13 protein-coding genes are annotated in these 14,521 nt (G+C 63.3%); 5 read left to right on the top strand and 8 right to left on the bottom strand.

From position 1 onward, the window contains the following. Positions 1-25: 25 nt before the first annotated feature. From glpE to GWQ44_RS08765, 7 genes are all read right to left on the bottom strand, one after another. A complete protein-coding gene (glpE, locus tag GWQ44_RS08735; protein ID WP_016967941.1) occupies positions 26-355 on the bottom strand; it encodes a thiosulfate sulfurtransferase GlpE in 330 nt (109 codons plus the stop codon). 33 nt (positions 356-388) lie between these two features. Beyond that, the gene (locus GWQ44_RS08740; protein ID WP_275927048.1) at positions 389-1,258 is read right to left on the bottom strand and encodes a symmetrical bis(5'-nucleosyl)-tetraphosphatase; all 870 of its coding nucleotides are present in this window, start codon (positions 1,256-1,258) and stop codon (positions 389-391) included. Next, entirely contained in the window at positions 1,258-1,638 is a 381-nt protein-coding gene (apaG, locus tag GWQ44_RS08745; protein ID WP_016967937.1) for a Co2+/Mg2+ efflux protein ApaG, read from the bottom strand. Before apaG ends, GWQ44_RS08740 begins: the two co-directional genes overlap by 1 nt. 126 nt (positions 1,639-1,764) lie before the next feature. After that, positions 1,765-2,577 carry a 16S rRNA (adenine(1518)-N(6)/adenine(1519)-N(6))-dimethyltransferase RsmA gene (rsmA, locus tag GWQ44_RS08750; protein WP_016967935.1) on the bottom strand — a complete coding sequence of 271 codons (813 nt, stop codon included), beginning with the start codon at positions 2,575-2,577 and terminating at the stop codon, positions 1,765-1,767. Beyond that, positions 2,574-3,563 (bottom strand): 4-hydroxythreonine-4-phosphate dehydrogenase PdxA, encoded by a 990-nt coding sequence (gene pdxA / locus GWQ44_RS08755; protein ID WP_016967933.1) that lies wholly within the window; start codon positions 3,561-3,563, stop codon positions 2,574-2,576. Before pdxA ends, rsmA begins: the two co-directional genes overlap by 4 nt. Then, positions 3,560-4,876: a peptidylprolyl isomerase SurA gene (gene surA / locus GWQ44_RS08760; protein ID WP_042942111.1), complete on the bottom strand. Its 1,317-nt coding sequence runs from the start codon at positions 4,874-4,876 to the stop codon at positions 3,560-3,562. Before surA ends, pdxA begins: the two co-directional genes overlap by 4 nt. After that, on the bottom strand, positions 4,857-7,679 hold the full coding sequence (locus GWQ44_RS08765; protein WP_016967930.1) for an LPS-assembly protein LptD: 2,823 nt from the start codon (positions 7,677-7,679) through the stop codon (positions 4,857-4,859). The genes surA and GWQ44_RS08765 overlap by 20 nt, the downstream gene beginning before the upstream one ends. A gap of 130 nt (positions 7,680-7,809) precedes the next feature. On the opposite strand from GWQ44_RS08765, the gene GWQ44_RS08770 reads away from it, so the two are divergent. Genes GWQ44_RS08770 through GWQ44_RS08780 form a run of 3 tightly spaced genes read left to right on the top strand, consistent with a single transcriptional unit; the run spans position 7,810 to position 10,275 of the window. Further along, positions 7,810-8,835, top strand: coding sequence for a phosphotransferase (locus GWQ44_RS08770; RefSeq protein ID WP_275927049.1), 1,026 nt, complete (start codon positions 7,810-7,812; stop codon positions 8,833-8,835). Further along, positions 8,832-9,506 (top strand): N-acetylmuramate alpha-1-phosphate uridylyltransferase MurU, encoded by a 675-nt coding sequence (gene murU, locus GWQ44_RS08775; RefSeq protein ID WP_275927050.1) that lies wholly within the window; start codon positions 8,832-8,834, stop codon positions 9,504-9,506. The genes GWQ44_RS08770 and murU overlap by 4 nt, the downstream gene beginning before the upstream one ends. 1 nt (position 9,507) lies before the next feature. Continuing rightward, complete coding sequence (locus GWQ44_RS08780; RefSeq protein WP_103742290.1) at positions 9,508-10,275, top strand: TerB family tellurite resistance protein; 768 nt, start codon at positions 9,508-9,510, stop codon at positions 10,273-10,275. A 57-nt stretch (positions 10,276-10,332) separates the two neighbouring features. Here GWQ44_RS08780 and GWQ44_RS08785 read toward each other — a convergent pair whose 3' ends face one another. Beyond that, entirely contained in the window at positions 10,333-11,322 is a 990-nt protein-coding gene (locus GWQ44_RS08785; RefSeq protein WP_275927051.1) for an alpha/beta hydrolase family protein, read from the bottom strand. 74 nt (positions 11,323-11,396) lie between these two features. Between GWQ44_RS08785 and GWQ44_RS08790 the strand changes: the two genes are divergently transcribed. Together GWQ44_RS08790 and GWQ44_RS08795 are read left to right on the top strand one after the other, a co-directional pair. Then, positions 11,397-13,796, top strand: coding sequence for a transporter substrate-binding domain-containing protein (locus tag GWQ44_RS08790; RefSeq protein ID WP_275927052.1), 2,400 nt, complete (start codon positions 11,397-11,399; stop codon positions 13,794-13,796). 13 nt (positions 13,797-13,809) lie between these two features. Then, the gene (locus GWQ44_RS08795; protein WP_016963817.1) at positions 13,810-14,439 is read left to right on the top strand and encodes a response regulator transcription factor; all 630 of its coding nucleotides are present in this window, start codon (positions 13,810-13,812) and stop codon (positions 14,437-14,439) included. The last annotated feature ends 82 nt before the right edge of the window (positions 14,440-14,521 follow it).

The following is a 14,521-nucleotide window of genomic DNA, read 5'->3' on the forward strand; positions in this document are numbered from 1 at the left end:
CGCGGGCTGGAGCTCGGGAAAAAAATTATTCGGCGGTGCCCTGGGCGATTTCCGTCGGGTAGGTGCTGCGCCACAGTTCGAAGCCACCGTCGAGGCTGTAAACGTCGGAGAAGCCCTGGCTCACCAGATACGCGGCGGCGCTCTGGCTGGAGTTTCCGTGATAGCAGACCACCACCAGCGGGGCGTCCAGGTCGGCGCCGCGAATGAACTCGGAAATGGAGTGATTATCCAGATGCTGCGAACCGCTGATATGGCTCAGGGCATAGGTTTGCGGGTCGCGGATATCCACTACCACAGCACCTTGTTCGCGCAGGGCCTGGGCCTGTTCTGGAGGGATGCGTTTGAATTCGCTCATGGCGGGCTCCTGGAGCTTGATAGTCAGCGCCGATTAGCGCTGTGCCGAGACAGGCAAGGGGGTGGAGGAGGGGTGTGCGGGGTGTCCCTGGGCATCGCAATCACAGGTAGTGCGCACGCCGCTGTCGACATTCAGCAGGGTCATGGCCCCGCCCCAGACACAGCCGCTGTCGAGGGCGAAAATGCCGGGCTCGTTGCTCTGGCCTTCCAGGGCCGCCCAGTGGCCGAAGATGATCTTCAGGTCCCGGGTCTTGCGCTCTTTGTGACTGAACCAGGGGGCATAGCCGGCTGGGGCGGTATCCAGTCCTTCCTTGCTCTTGAGGTCGAGCTTGCCCTCGCTGGTGCAGAAGCGCATGCGGGTGAAATAGTTGGTGATGACCCGCAGGCGGGTCACGCCCTTGAGGTCGCTGTCCCATTTCGCCGGATCGTTGCCGTACATGCCGTCCAGAAAGGGTTCGAAGCGGTTGTCGTCGCGAAGCGCTTCTTCCACCTCGGCGGCGCACTTGAGGGCTTTTTTCAGCGACCACTGGGGAGCAATGCCAGCATGCACCAGGGCCACATGGCGGGCTTCGTCGTAGTGCATCAGTTTTTGCTGGCGCAACCACTGCAGCAGCTCTTCGCAGTCGGGGGCCTCAAGGATCTCGCGCAAGGTATCGGACTTTTTCAAGCGCTCGATGTTGCGCCAGGCCGCCAGCAGGTGCAGGTCATGATTGCCCAGCACGCAGACCAGCGAGTCGCGGATCGAGTACAGGTAGCGCAGGGTTTCCAGTGACTGCGGACCACGGTTGACCAGGTCGCCCACCAGCCACAGGCGATCCCGGGCCGGGTCGAAGGCGACTTGTTCAAGCAGGCACTGCAGCGGCCCCAGGCAGCCTTGCAGGTCGCCGACAGCGTAGGTTGCCATCAGTGCAGGGCTCCGGGGACCGCCAGGCGGAAGGGCGCGATGATGGCGTCGAACTGTTTGCCGTCCTCGGCGAGCATCTGATAACTGCCCTGCATGTTGCCGACCCGGGTGGTCATCACGGTGCCGCTGCTGTAGGTGTGGCTTTGACCGGCGGCGATCAGCGGTTGCTGGCCAACCACACCGGCGCCGCGCACTTCTTCCACATGACCGTCGCCGTCGGTGATCACCCAGTGCCGAGACAGCAGCTTGGCCGGGAGTGAGCCATTGTTATGAACGGTGATGGTGTAGGCGAAGGCGAAGCGGTTCTGCTCGGGTTGCGATTGGTCTGCCAGAAAGCGGGTGACGACGCTGACATCGACCTGATAACGAGGATCGGACATGCAAGAGGCCTTTAAAGCAAAGCGGGGCGCGGGACAAAGCTGATGGGGCTCAGTCTAGGTCAAGTACCGGGTAGTAAACCAGACATCCCGTCCGGCGTCCTACCCGATCTCGGGCAGAGGTCAGGCTCAGTCGGCGGCAGGTTTGGGCTGGTCGGCCAGCTGGTCGGCCAGGCGCACGAAAGCCGCCAGGTCCAATTGCTCGGGGCGCAGGCTGCCATCGACGCCGGCGGCTTCGATTTCGGCGCTGCTGAGAAGGGCCTTGAGGGTATTGCGCAGGGTCTTGCGGCGCTGGTTGAAGGCTTCGCGCACGATGCGTTCCAGCAGTCGGTGATCCTTGGCCGGGTGTGGCAGTACCGCGTGGGGCACCAGGCGCACGATGGCCGAATCGACTTTCGGTGGCGGATTGAAGGCGCCGGGGCCAACGTTGAACAGATGCTCAACGCGGCAGTGATACTGGACCATGATCGACAGGCGGCCCCAGTCACCGCCGCCGGGACCGGCGGCCAGGCGCTCGACCACTTCCTTTTGCAGCATGAAGTGCATGTCGCGGATCAGCCCGGCGTTCTGCAGCAGGTGGAAGATCAGCGGAGTGGAGATGTTGTAGGGCAGGTTGCCGACCACCCGCAGGCTGCTTGGCGCCGCGCCCAGGGTGTTGAAGTCGAACTTCAGGGCATCGCCCTGGTGCAGGTTGAAGTTGCTCTTGCCGGCGAACTGCTGGTTGAGGATCGGGATCAGGTCCTTGTCCAGCTCCACCACGTCCAGCTGCGCGCCGCTGCCCAGCAGGCCTTCGGTCAGGGCGCCCTGGCCCGGGCCGATTTCCAGCATGCGGTCTTCGGGTTTGGCGTGGATGGCCCGCAGGATGCGGTCGATGACGCCGGCGTCGTGCAGGAAGTTCTGGCCGAAGCGCTTGCGCGCCCGGTGTTGGTATTGCTCGCTCATAAACGGTTCTCGGCCATCTGGTAGGCGGTTTCCAGGGCGACCTGCAGGCTGCCGGTGTCGATCTTGCCGCTGCCGGCCAGATCCAGGGCGGTGCCATGGTCGACGGAGGTGCGGATGATCGGCAGGCCGAGCGTCACATTGACGGCCGCGCCGAAGCCTTTGTATTTCAGCACGGGCAAGCCTTGGTCGTGGTACATCGCCAGCACTGCATCGCAGTGCTCCAGATATTTGGGGGTAAACAGAGTGTCGGCTGGCAATGGACCGCGCAGGTCCATGCCTTCTTTGCGCAGGCGCTCTAGGGTGGGTTCGATGATGTCGATTTCTTCGCGGCCCAGGTGTCCGCCTTCCCCGGCATGGGGGTTGAGCCCGCACACCAGGATGCGTGGCCGGGGGATGCCGAACTTGTGCTGCAGGTCGGCATGCAGGATCCGTGTGACCCGTTCCAGGCGTTCGACGGTGATGGCGTCGGCAATCTCCCGCAAGGGCAGGTGGGTGGTCACCAGGGCCACGCGCAGGCCACGGGTGGCCAGCATCATCACCACCTGCTCGGTGTGAGTCAGGTCCGCGAGAAATTCGGTATGTCCGGAAAAGGCGATCCCGGAATCGTTGATCACACCCTTGTGCACGGGGGCTGTGATCATGCCGGCGAAGTGCCCGTCCAGGCAGCCCTGGCCAGCGCGGGTCAGGGTTTCCAGGACGAAGGCGGCATTGGCCTGGTCCAGCTGGCCGCTGATCACCGGTTTGCCCAGGGGGGTGTCCCAGACATACAGGCTGTCCGCGGGGGCGGGGTCGGTCGGCAGTTGCTCCAGGGTCACCGGCAGCAGATTGACTGCCACGCCAAGCTGCGCGGCCCGCTCAAGGAGCAGGTCGCGGCTGGTGATGGCAATCAGGGGATGGGGCTGGGGTTGCGAGGCGAGCAGCAGGCATAGGTCAGGACCTATACCCGCCGGTTCGCCGGGTGTCAGAGCGAAACGTCTGGGTTTCACTGTGCCGCCTGTTCAGCGCCAGGCAGCTTGATTTCGACGTAGGCCTCGTCACGGATCTGCCGCAACCAGGTCTGCAGCTCTTCGTCGTACTTGCGGTTGCGCAGGACGGTCATGGCTTGTTGCTCACGGGCCTGGCTGGTGCTGTCGGTGGCGCGGCGGCCAAGGACTTCCAGTACATGCCAGCCATAAGGGCTCTTGAATGGCTTGGACAGCTGACCTTGTGGGGTCTTGGCCATCACTTCGCGGAATTCCGGCACCAGGGCGTTCGGGTCGATCCAGTTGAGATCGCCGCCGTTGAGCGCCGAGCCTGGGTCTTCCGAGTAGCTTTTCGCCAGTTCGGCGAAGTCTTCGCCGGCTTCGATGCGCTCGTAGAGCTTCTGCGCCAGGCGCTTGGTCTCTTCTTCGCTGCGAATTTCGCTCGGCTTGATCAGGATGTGGCGTACATGCACTTCGTCACGCACCTGATTGCCGCCGCCGCGCTTGTCCAGCAGCTTGAGGATGATGAAACCGCCCGGGGTGCGCGCGGGCTGGGTGATATCGCCCACGGCCATTGCGCTCAGTTCACGATCGAAAGGAGGGGGCAGTTGAGCGGCTTTACGCCAGCCCATGTCGCCGCCTTCCAGGGCGTTGTCGCTGCCGGAGCGGGCAATCGCCAGCTGGGCGAAGTCCGCACCTTGCTTGAGTTGCTGGTACACGTCCATGGCCTGGCGAGCGGCGCTCTGAATCGCTTCGGAGTTGGCGCTTTCCGGGGTCGGGATCAGGATATTGGCCAGGTGCAGTTCTTCGGAGAGCTGCATCTTGCCCAGGTCCGAGGCCAGGAAGTTCTTCACTTCCTGCTCCGATACCTGAATGCGTTCGGCCACACGGCGTTGACGCACGCGGCTGATGATCATCTCGCGGCGCACCTGATCACGAGCGTCTTCATAAGACAGGCCGTCGTGGGCCAGGGCGGCACGGAACTGCTCGATGCTCATGCTGTTGCGCTGGGCAATGGTGCCGATGGCCTGGTTCAGTTCTTCATCGGTGATGCGGATGCCGGAACGTTCGCCAATCTGCAGTTGCAGGTTTTCAACGATCAGACGCTCCAGAACCTGTTGTTCCAGGACGCTGGTAGGCGGTACGCCACCGCCACGCTTGGCGATGGTTTGCTGGACTTCGTGAACCCGCTGGTCCAACTGGCTCTGCATGACCACGTCGTTATCGACGATGGCCACCACTTTGTCGATGGACTGCACCGCGGCGCTGGCCGCGGTACTCAGGAACAGCGCGCCCAGCATCAGCGGGCGCAGACAATCAGAAAGCTTGGTCTTCACGTTCACGATAACCTTGGATGCCTTTGTCGAGGAAGCTCTCTACTTTGGTGCCCATGACGCCACCGAGACCCTTCAGAACAATTTGGAGGAAGATGCCGCGGTCGCCTTTCTCGTTCTCCGGAGCGTTCTGACTGAACTCGTCATACTTGACCCAGTAACGGCTGATCAGGCGCAGTTTCCAGCAGCAGTTGTCGTATTCGAAACCACCGAAGGCCTCGAGCGTGCGGTTACGGTTGTAGTCGTACTGCCAACGGCTGATGGCGTTCCATTGCGGCACGATCGGCCAGATCACCGAGAAGTCATGCTGCTGGATCTTGTAGTAGTCCTTCACGTAGCCAGGCTGGCCCGGAGTGCCGTAGTCGCCCCCCATTTTCCAGGTGCCGCTGTTCTGGTCATAGCGGATCTGGTCGTTGCGATAGCGATAGCCGGCGTTGATAACCTTGTTCGGGTTGTCTTCAGGCTGGTAGTGGAGCATCGCACTGCCGGAGCGCGGGCTGTGGCTGTCCGGGTCCCAGTTGTAGTCGGCAGTGGTACGCCAGTCGCGGTTGTAGCGGTATTCGTATTCAAGCGCGTAAGGCGAGACGTTGGACGTGGCGTCGGCGCGGGTGCGGTAGTCGATACCCGGGAGCTGGACAGTGCGGTCCTTGAAGTACAGAGCCTGGCCGACGCTGATGCGTTGACGCTGGAAGCCGTTGTCCTCGATCCAGCGGCTGGTTACACCCAGGGACAACTTGTTCTCGTCACCGACGCGGTCCGAACCGGAGAAGCGGTTGTCGCGGAACAGCGAGGCATAGTTGAAGGTGTATTCGCCGGTATCGAACACCGGGATGTCCTTCTGATCTTCCTCGGGGACATAGAGGTAGAACGCGCGCGGCTCCAGGGTCTGGCGGTAGTTCTTGCCGAACCATTGGGTATTGCGATCGAAGTACAGGCCGCCGTCGAGGCTGGCGATTGGGACGCCGCGGTTTTGCGAGCTCTTGTAGGACTCGCCCAATGCCGAGGCGTTATTTCTATTGCTGACCAAGTCGCCTTTGCCTTGCGCATCCAGATCAAGGTTGTACTGGGTGTACATGTACTTGAGGGATGGTGTCAGGTAGCCGTAGCTCCAGTTCAGCGGCAGGCTGACTCCAGGCTTGAGGTTCAGGCGATCGCCGTTGGAGCGCGCAAGGCCGGCAACGTTTTCATCCAGGCGACGAGTCCCGATCGCAATGCCGTTAGCATCGAATGGGCCTCCATCCTTGTCGAAGTAGTTGCCTTTCATCAGGTCGCGCTCGAAGCGGACCAGCTCGGTCTCGTAGGTGAAATCCAGACCTTGCGGATGGTACGGCAGCGCACCATTGAAGGTGATCTGCGGCAGTCTGTTGTACGGGGTGATGTTGGACACGCTGGCCAGCTCGTACGCCTGTACGTTGAGGCGCGCAGTGTAGTCATCGCCACGATAGGTGACGGCGCCTTGCTGGTTGACGTAGTCGCTGGCCGACTTCACGCCAAGCTGATCAGTCTGCAGATCCTGGAAGTAATAAGGATCGCTGATCTTGGTGTAGTCGACTTCGGTCATCAGACGCGAATCAAGCCCGCCCTTGTGCTGCCAGTTGAGCATGTAGCGGGTTTTTTCGTAGTCGGTCTGCTTGCTGCGATCGGTATCGTCGTCGTTGAGGTAGGCCGCGCCGAACTGACCTTCGCTGCTCTTGGTCAGGTAACGGAATTCGCCTTCCATCAACAGGCCGCGCTTGGCCATGTAGCGAGGGTACAACGTGGCGTCGTAGTTCGGCGCCAGGTTGAAGTAGTACGGCGTGACCAGCATCAAGCCGGTGTCGCTGCCACTGCTGATGCTCGGCGGCAGGAAGCCGGACTGACGACGGTCGTCGATCGGGAAGTAGATATACGGGGTGTAGAGCACCGGAATATCTTTGACCCGCAAGGTCACGTTGGTCGCGGTGCCGAAGCCGGTGGCCGGGTTCAAGGTGATGTTGTTGCCCTTGAGCTGCCAGGCGTTGCTGTTCGGTTCGCAGGTGGTGTACGTACCATCCTTGAGGCGGATGATGGCGTTTTCCGCACGCTTGGCGTACAGCGCGCTGCCCCGCACCCGCGACTTGTGCATCACGTATTCGGCGTTGTCGACCTTGGCTTCACCGGTGTCGAGCTGCACGTCGGCGTGGTCGCCGACCATCAGCGTGCCGTTGTCGCGAATGCGCACGTTGCCGCTCAGCTCGCCGCGGTTCTCGGCCTGGTACAGGTTGGCCTCGTCGGCCTCGACCTGCATGCTGCCCTGGCGCATGACCACGTCACCGGCCAGGGTGGCCACTTGTTCTTCCTGCTGATAACGCGAGGCCTTGGCGCCGATAAAGGTCGGGGCGTCACTTTTATTCGTCTTGTCATTCATGCCAGGACGAATCGGTTCGATATAGGAACCAGAGCAGTAAGGACCGGTCTCGGCCAATTGAGCGGCGGTGAGCTTCTCACGCGGCACCCAGTCGAGGTGGCTATAGTCCGCACTGCGGGACTTCAATCCACGGCCCTTGGCTTCAGTGACCAGCACGGGCTTGTCGCCGGCAGCCTGATCCGCTGCGCCGCTGTCGGTGGCATTGCTGGAACTGACCGAGTTGGCGTCATGAATCGGCCGTGGAGGCAGTTGGGCTGCGCTGGCTTTCGGCGCACAGGCCCAGCCACCCGAAGCAGAGACTGAGCAGTCATACTGTTCCGCGGCGACCACGAAGGAAGTGGCTAGAGGTTGCAGGGCCAGCAAACCGCCGGTAACCAGCAACGGGAATTTTTTACGAAACGCGGGGGATTTCAATGCCATCTTATTAGTCCGGGCTTCCTGCGTGCCATCTGCCCGCGGTGTGGGCCGCACGCCTCTCGATGGTCTGAAAAAGATGCTGGATAATAAAGCATGACCCGCTTGACGGCTAGCGCCGTCGGAGACCCTTGTAATGCCTGACCAAGATGTACGCTTGCAACACCTGAAAGTTTGGCTCGATGAGCAGTTGGCGATTGTTTACGCAGAGCAAGGCTGGGGCGAAGTGCCCCCGGCGACATTGACCGCGGCCAGTAGCGACGCGAGTTTCCGCCGTTATTTCCGTTGGCAGGGCGCGCACCGCAGCTTTGTGGTCATGGATGCCCCGCCCCCCCAGGAAAATTGCCAGCCCTTCGTGGATGTCGCCCATTTGCTGGCGACTTCAGGCATCAACGTGCCGAAAATTTATGCACAGGATCTGGCTCGCGGCTTCCTGCTGCTCAATGACCTGGGCAACAAGACCTATCTTGACGTGATCGACGAGCACAACGCCGCCGCGCTGTTTGACGACGCATTGCAGGCGTTGCTGGCGTTTCAGCAACTGCCGATGGACGCGCCGCTGCCCAGCTACGATGTGGCTCTCCTGCGCCGTGAGCTCGAGCTGTTTCCGGAGTGGTACGTCGGGCGTGAACTGGGGATCACCTTCAGCGCGCAGCAACGTGAGCAGTGGCAGCGGGTCAGAGATCTGTTGATCGACAGCGCGCTGGCGCAGCCCAAGGTGCTGGTGCACCGCGACTACATGCCTCGCAACCTGATGCTCAGTGAACCGAACCCCGGCGTTCTGGATTTTCAGGATGCGGTCTACGGTCCCGTGACCTATGACGTCACATGCCTGTTCAAGGATGCCTTCCTCAGCTGGCCGGAGCCTCGGGTCCACGGCTGGCTCAACGACTATTGGAATCGTGCCCGGGCGCTGGGAATTCCGGTACAGGACGATTTTGCAGACTTTCTGCGCGCCAGTGACCTGATGGGCGTGCAGCGTCACCTCAAGGTGATCGGGATCTTCTCGCGGATCTGCCATCGCGACGGCAAGCCACGTTACCTGGCGGATGTGCCGCGTTTCTTTGCCTATATAGAAGCGGTGCTGGCCCGTCGTCCCGAGCTGGCCGAACTTGGACAGTTGCTGTGCAGCCTGCGCCAGCCCGCGGGGAGCGAGGCATGAAGGCGATGATTCTGGCGGCCGGCAAGGGCGAGCGCATGCGCCCCCTGACCCTGACCACCCCCAAGCCACTGTTGCCAGTGGCCGGCGTCCCTCTGATCGAATACCACCTGCGGGCTCTGGCACAGGCAGGCTTTCGCGACATCGTCATCAACCACGCCTGGCTCGGCCAGCAGATCGAGGATGCTCTGGGCGATGGCCAGCGCTGGGGCCTGAACATCCGCTACTCGGCTGAAGGCGAACCGCTGGAAACCGCGGGCGGGATCTTCCAGGCCCTGCCATTGCTGGGCGAGCAACCGTTCCTGGTGGTCAATGGCGATATCTGGACCGATTACGACTTCGCCACACTACGCCGCCCCCTGACCGGGCTTGCTTACCTGGTGATGGTGGACAACCCGGCGCATCACCCCGGCGGTGGCGATTTCTGCCTGGAGGACGGGAGGTTGCACGACGCTCGCCCTGGTGTGGCGGCCCTGACCTTCAGCGGCATCTCGGTCCTGCATCCGGACTTGTTCCAAGGCTGCGTGGCCGGTCCCTCCAAGCTCGCGCCACTGCTGCGCGCCGCCATGGCCCGGGACCAGGTCAGCGGCGAGCACATGCAGGGACAGTGGATCGACGTCGGTACGGTCGAGCGCCTGGCGCAGGTCGAACGCCTGCTGCAAGCGAGTCGCTGATATGTGGTGGCCAGGGACTCTGATCGGAGCCGGAGCGGGTTTTGCAATTGCCAGCATTCCGGGGGCCATGCTTGGGGCATTGTTGGGGCAGGCGCTGGACCGGCGTCTGCAACTGCACAGCTGGGCACATGTGCGTGAGCGTCTGGGTGGACCCTCTGCGTTGCGCAACGATGAACTGTTGTTCGTGCTGTTGGGGCGCCTGGCGAAAAGTGACGGGCGAGTGGTGGACGGGCACATTCAGCAGGCACGCCAGGAAATGCGCTCGCTGGACATGAATGATGCGGCGCAGCGCAGGGCCATCGCGGCTTTCAACCGGGGCAAGTCGGGCAATGACCGTCTGCACGGTTATCTGCGGCGCCTCAGAGCCCAGCCCCACGCCGCGGAAGGGGTGTTGCGCGCCTGTTGGCGCATGGTCTGGGCCGATGGCCGGGTAGGGCCGGCCGAGCGTGAACTGATCCAGCTCTGGGGCAAGTGGCTGGGCTGGACGTCGGAGCAGATCCAGGCCCTGGCACAGGAGTATGGTCCGGCAAGACGCGCGCTGGCCGAAACGCCGCTGACCTATCAGGAGGCACTACGCTTGCTGGGTGTCGCCGCCACCAGCGAGCCATCGCAGATCAAGCGCGCCTATCGACGACTGCTCAGCCGCCATCACCCGGACAAGATTGCCGGCAGTGGCGCCAGTACGGAGCAGATACGTGAGGCCACGGAAAAGACTCGGGAACTGCACAGCGCCTATGCCCTGATCCGCCAGCGCCGGGATTTTCGCTGAGATCGATAGGCCTGGGCCGCGCCGCCGTCGTTACTCAGGCGATGGCGGCCGGTGCCTTCAGCTGTCGGTCTGTTGTGGGTTCAGCCAGCCGCGGACCCGGCGGAACAATTGCTCTTGCTGGGCGGCAGCATTGCCGGGCAGGGCCTTGAGCGGGATCTGGCTGAAGTTCGAGTGCTTCAGGCGCTTGCTGGCTTGCAGTCGCTCCAGGGCGGCTTTCTGTGCGGTGCTCTTGTCGGTGTAGAAAAAGTCCGCAGTGGCCAGTTTCAGGGTGGGTGCCAGTTCCGCCAGTTGCGGTTTGCCATTGGCCGGCGCTTGAGCGGCCACCATCACCAGCTTCTGCACTTGCGAGGGCTGCTTCTCGCTCAGGTAGCGGGCGGCCCAGTAGGCGCCCGTGCCATGCCCCAGAAGCACGATGCTGCGCGCATTCTGTTGTTCGGCGAAGGCCAGGGCCGCGTCGATCCGGGTAAAGATACGCTCGGCATCGGCCTTGACCTGTTCCTCGGTACTTTCCGCGACCACGCGATCGGCCACCTCGGCTTCGCCGCCGGCCACCTGCTCGATGGGCTTGGCTTCAGTGCTGGCATCCTTGGCGGTGTTGCTCTTGTCGGTGGGCGCCGGAGCCGCCTCGACCACCCGCGCCTGGGCGGCTTCGCTGAGCATGTCCGGCAGGGTCAGGCTCAGGCTGCCCCAGTCGGTGTCCGGCAGTTTGTTGCGCAGTGGCGCCACGGCTTGCGGCCAGTCAGCTGTTTCACCGGCGCCGGGGAGGATAATCACCACGCCCTTGGGGTCGCTGGCGTTGGCTGGCTTCCACAGGGCCAGGAAGGTGTCGCCGCCGGCTTGCAGTTGCTGTTGCTCCTGGGCCGGCAACTGACGTGCCAGGGCGCTGGCATCTTCCTGGCTGCGCTCGGGCAGGGGTTGGCGTTGAGCCGGTTGTTCCTCGGGGGCCTTGGTTTCCGGAGCCGGATCGGCGGCTTGCGCAGAAAAGGTCCAGGGCAGGATCAGCGACAGGCACAATGCAGGCAGTGCCGAGCGGTGGACAAGGGGCATCGGATATTCCAGGCCAGAAGTAATTCCGGCAGCCTAATGGGTTGGTCAGTATTTGTCAGGGTGTGAGACTTCAGATGATGCTTTTTCGCTGCCTTTTGCTTATCGGCTGTGTCGGCCTTCCCTTGATAGGCTGGGCGGCGCCGACGCCCCATGGGCCCATGGCGGCCTTGAGCCAGGAGCAGCGGCAATGGCTTGAGCAGCACCCGGAGTTGCGCGTGGGGCTGGTGCTACAGGCGCCCTTCGCGCAGTACGACCGGCGCTTGCAGCGTTTGTCCGGAGCCAACGTCGAACTGATGCAGGCGCTGGCCCAGGCGCTGCAGATCGAGCTCAGCTGGCGCAACTTTCCCGATCAGGCGCAACTGGAAAGAGCCCTGCGCGATGGCGAAGTGGACATGGCTCCGGGCCTGACCCAGACGCCGGCCGGCTTGCGCCTGTGGCTGTTCAGCGACCCTTACATGCGTGTGCCGCAACTGGTGGTGGGGGAGCGCAAGGGGGCCGGCGCGGTAGAACTGGAAAAGCTTGACAGCCAGGCCCGGGTCGCCGTGCGGATGCCCAGCGCGGTGGCCGATTATCTGCGTCAGACCTATCCCAATCTGAACCTGCAAGGGGTGCCCCTGGAGCGCCAGGCCCTGCAGTTGCTGCTCAGCCAGCAGGCCCGTTATGCGGTAGTGGACGAGGCCCAGCTCAGCCGCTTGTCGGCGGAGGCCGAGTTCGCCGGGCTGGCGGTGGTGGGCGACATTGGCCTGCCGCAGCTGTTGCGGGTGGCGACCCGGCGCGACTGGCCGGAGCTGGCCAGCATCGTCGAAAGAGCCTTGCACGCGATCCCGGCCAAGGACTTGGAACAACTTCACAGTCGCTGGCTGCAGCCCAAGTACCCGCGGCTGGGGCAGTCCCCCGGCGTCTGGCAGAACCTCAGCCTGCTGCTGGTGATCCTGCTGCTGGCCAGCCTGGCGATCGTCTTCTGGCAGCGCCGTCAGCAACGAGGACTGGAGCAGCGCCTGTTGGCGGCTCGCGAGGACATCGCCCTGCGCGCCGCCAGCGAAGAGGCCCTGCGCCTGACGCAGTTTTCCATCGACCAGAGCACCGTGGGCATTCTCTGGGTCAACTGGGACAGCCATGTGCGCTACGCCAATCGCGCCGCCGAGGAGATGCTGGGTTATCCGTCGGGCGGGGTGATCGACCGGCCGCTGATCGATTTCGAACCCAACCTGCACATGGACCGCTGGCTCAACCTGTGGAAACGCGCCCGGGCCAGCGAAGACGGCGCGCAAAGCTTCGAGACGGAGTGCGTGCGCGCGGATGGCAGCATCCTGCCGGCGGACGTGTCATTGAGCTTCCTGCGCTTTCGCGACAGCGAATACCTGGTGGTCTATCTCAACGACGTCACCGAGCGCCGTCGGGCCCTGGCGGCCCTGCGTGAAAGTGAGGCGCGTCTGCAGGGCATCGCCGCCAACGTTCCGGGCCTGGTGTTTCGCCTGGAGCGGGCGCCGGTCACCGGGCAGGTCGACTTTGCCTACATCAGCGAAGGCAGCGAAACCCTGGTGGGCTACCCGCCGGCGGTGCTGGCCCACCGGGACACCGGCCTGCGCAGCCTGGTGCACCCGGATGACAAGGCCAGTTACCACCAGACCCAGGACCAGGCCCTGGATACCGACAGCGACTGGTCCTGGCAGGGCCGCATCCTGACCCGTCAGGGCCAGCAGCGCTGGGCCGAGATCAAGGCCATTACCCGGCGCCTGGACGACGGCGCCTTCGTCTGGGACGGCATTGTCTGGGACATCAGCGAAAGCAAGCGCATCGAGTTGGAACTGGCCAGCTCCCGGGAGCAATTGCGCGAGCTGTCGGCGCATCTGGAGAGCGTGCGCGAGGAAGAAAAGGCCCGCATTGCCCGGGAAGTGCATGACGAGCTGGGGCAGATGCTCACCGTGCTCAAACTGGAAACCTCCATGTGCGAGCTGGCCTATGCCCAGCTCGACCCGGGCCTGCATGAGCGCCTCAACAGCATGAAGCGCCTGATTGCCCAGCTGTTCCAACTGGTGCGGGACGTGGCCACGGCGCTGCGGCCGCCGATCCTCGATGCGGGCATTGCCTCGGCCATCGAATGGCAGGCCCGGCGTTTCGAGGCGCGCACCCAGATTCCTTGCCTGGTGCAGGTGCCGGACAACCTGCCACGCTTGAGCGACGCCAAGGCCATTGGCCTGTTCCGCATCCTCCAGGAGGCCCTGACCAATGTCATGCGTCATGCCCAGGCGCATACTGTGGAGCTGTCCCTGACCCTGGAAGGCGCGGAACTGTGCATGAGCATCAGCGATGACGGTCTGGGCTTCGACACCGCCTCGGCGCGCCCGACCTCCTTTGGCCTGGTGGGCATGCGCGAGCGGGTGTTGATCATGGGCGGCAGCCTGGTGCTGCACAGCGAGCAGGGCGAAGGCACCACCTTGAGCGTCCGGGTGCCCCTGGATCCAGAAGAATAACGAGGAGAAGCGCGTGATCCGTGTACTGGTAGCCGAAGACCACACCATTGTCCGTGAGGGCATCAAGCAGCTGATCGGGTTGGCCAAGGATCTCACTGTGGTGGGGGAGGCGAGCAACGGCGAGCAACTGCTGGAAACCCTGCGTCAGGTGAGCTGCGAAGTGGTGCTGCTGGACATCTCCATGCCCGGGGTGAACGGTCTGGAGGCGATTCCGCGGATTCGCGCGCTGCACAACCCGCCAGCGATTCTGGTGCTGTCGATGCACGATGAGGCGCAGATGGCCGCCCGGGCGCTGAAGATCGGCGCTGCCGGTTATGCCACCAAGGACAGCGATCCGTCGCTGCTGCTGACCGCGATTCGCAAGGTGGCCTCGGGTGGGCGCTACATCGATCCGGACCTGGCGGACCGCATGGTCTTCGAAGTCGGCCTGACCGATGCCCGGCCTTTGCATTCGCTGCTGTCCGAGCGGGAATTCTCGGTCTTCGAACGCCTGGCGCAAGGGGCCAATGTCAACGACATCGCCCAGCAACTGGCGCTGAGCAGCAAGACCATCAGCACCCACAAGGCGCGGCTGATGCAAAAACTCAACGTCACGTCCCTGGCCGAGCTGGTGAAGTACGCCATGGAGCACAAGTTGCTCTGACACCTTCTGCAGTGCCCTCTCCACCTCCCGGGGAGGGCACTTATCCATTTACGACATCCCCGCTGTCGGGCTTTTGCCGTTT

The organism is Pseudomonas sp. 3MA1, assembly GCF_029237275.1.
In the GTDB taxonomy this organism is placed as follows: domain Bacteria; phylum Pseudomonadota; class Gammaproteobacteria; order Pseudomonadales; family Pseudomonadaceae; genus Aquipseudomonas; species Aquipseudomonas fluorescens_AP.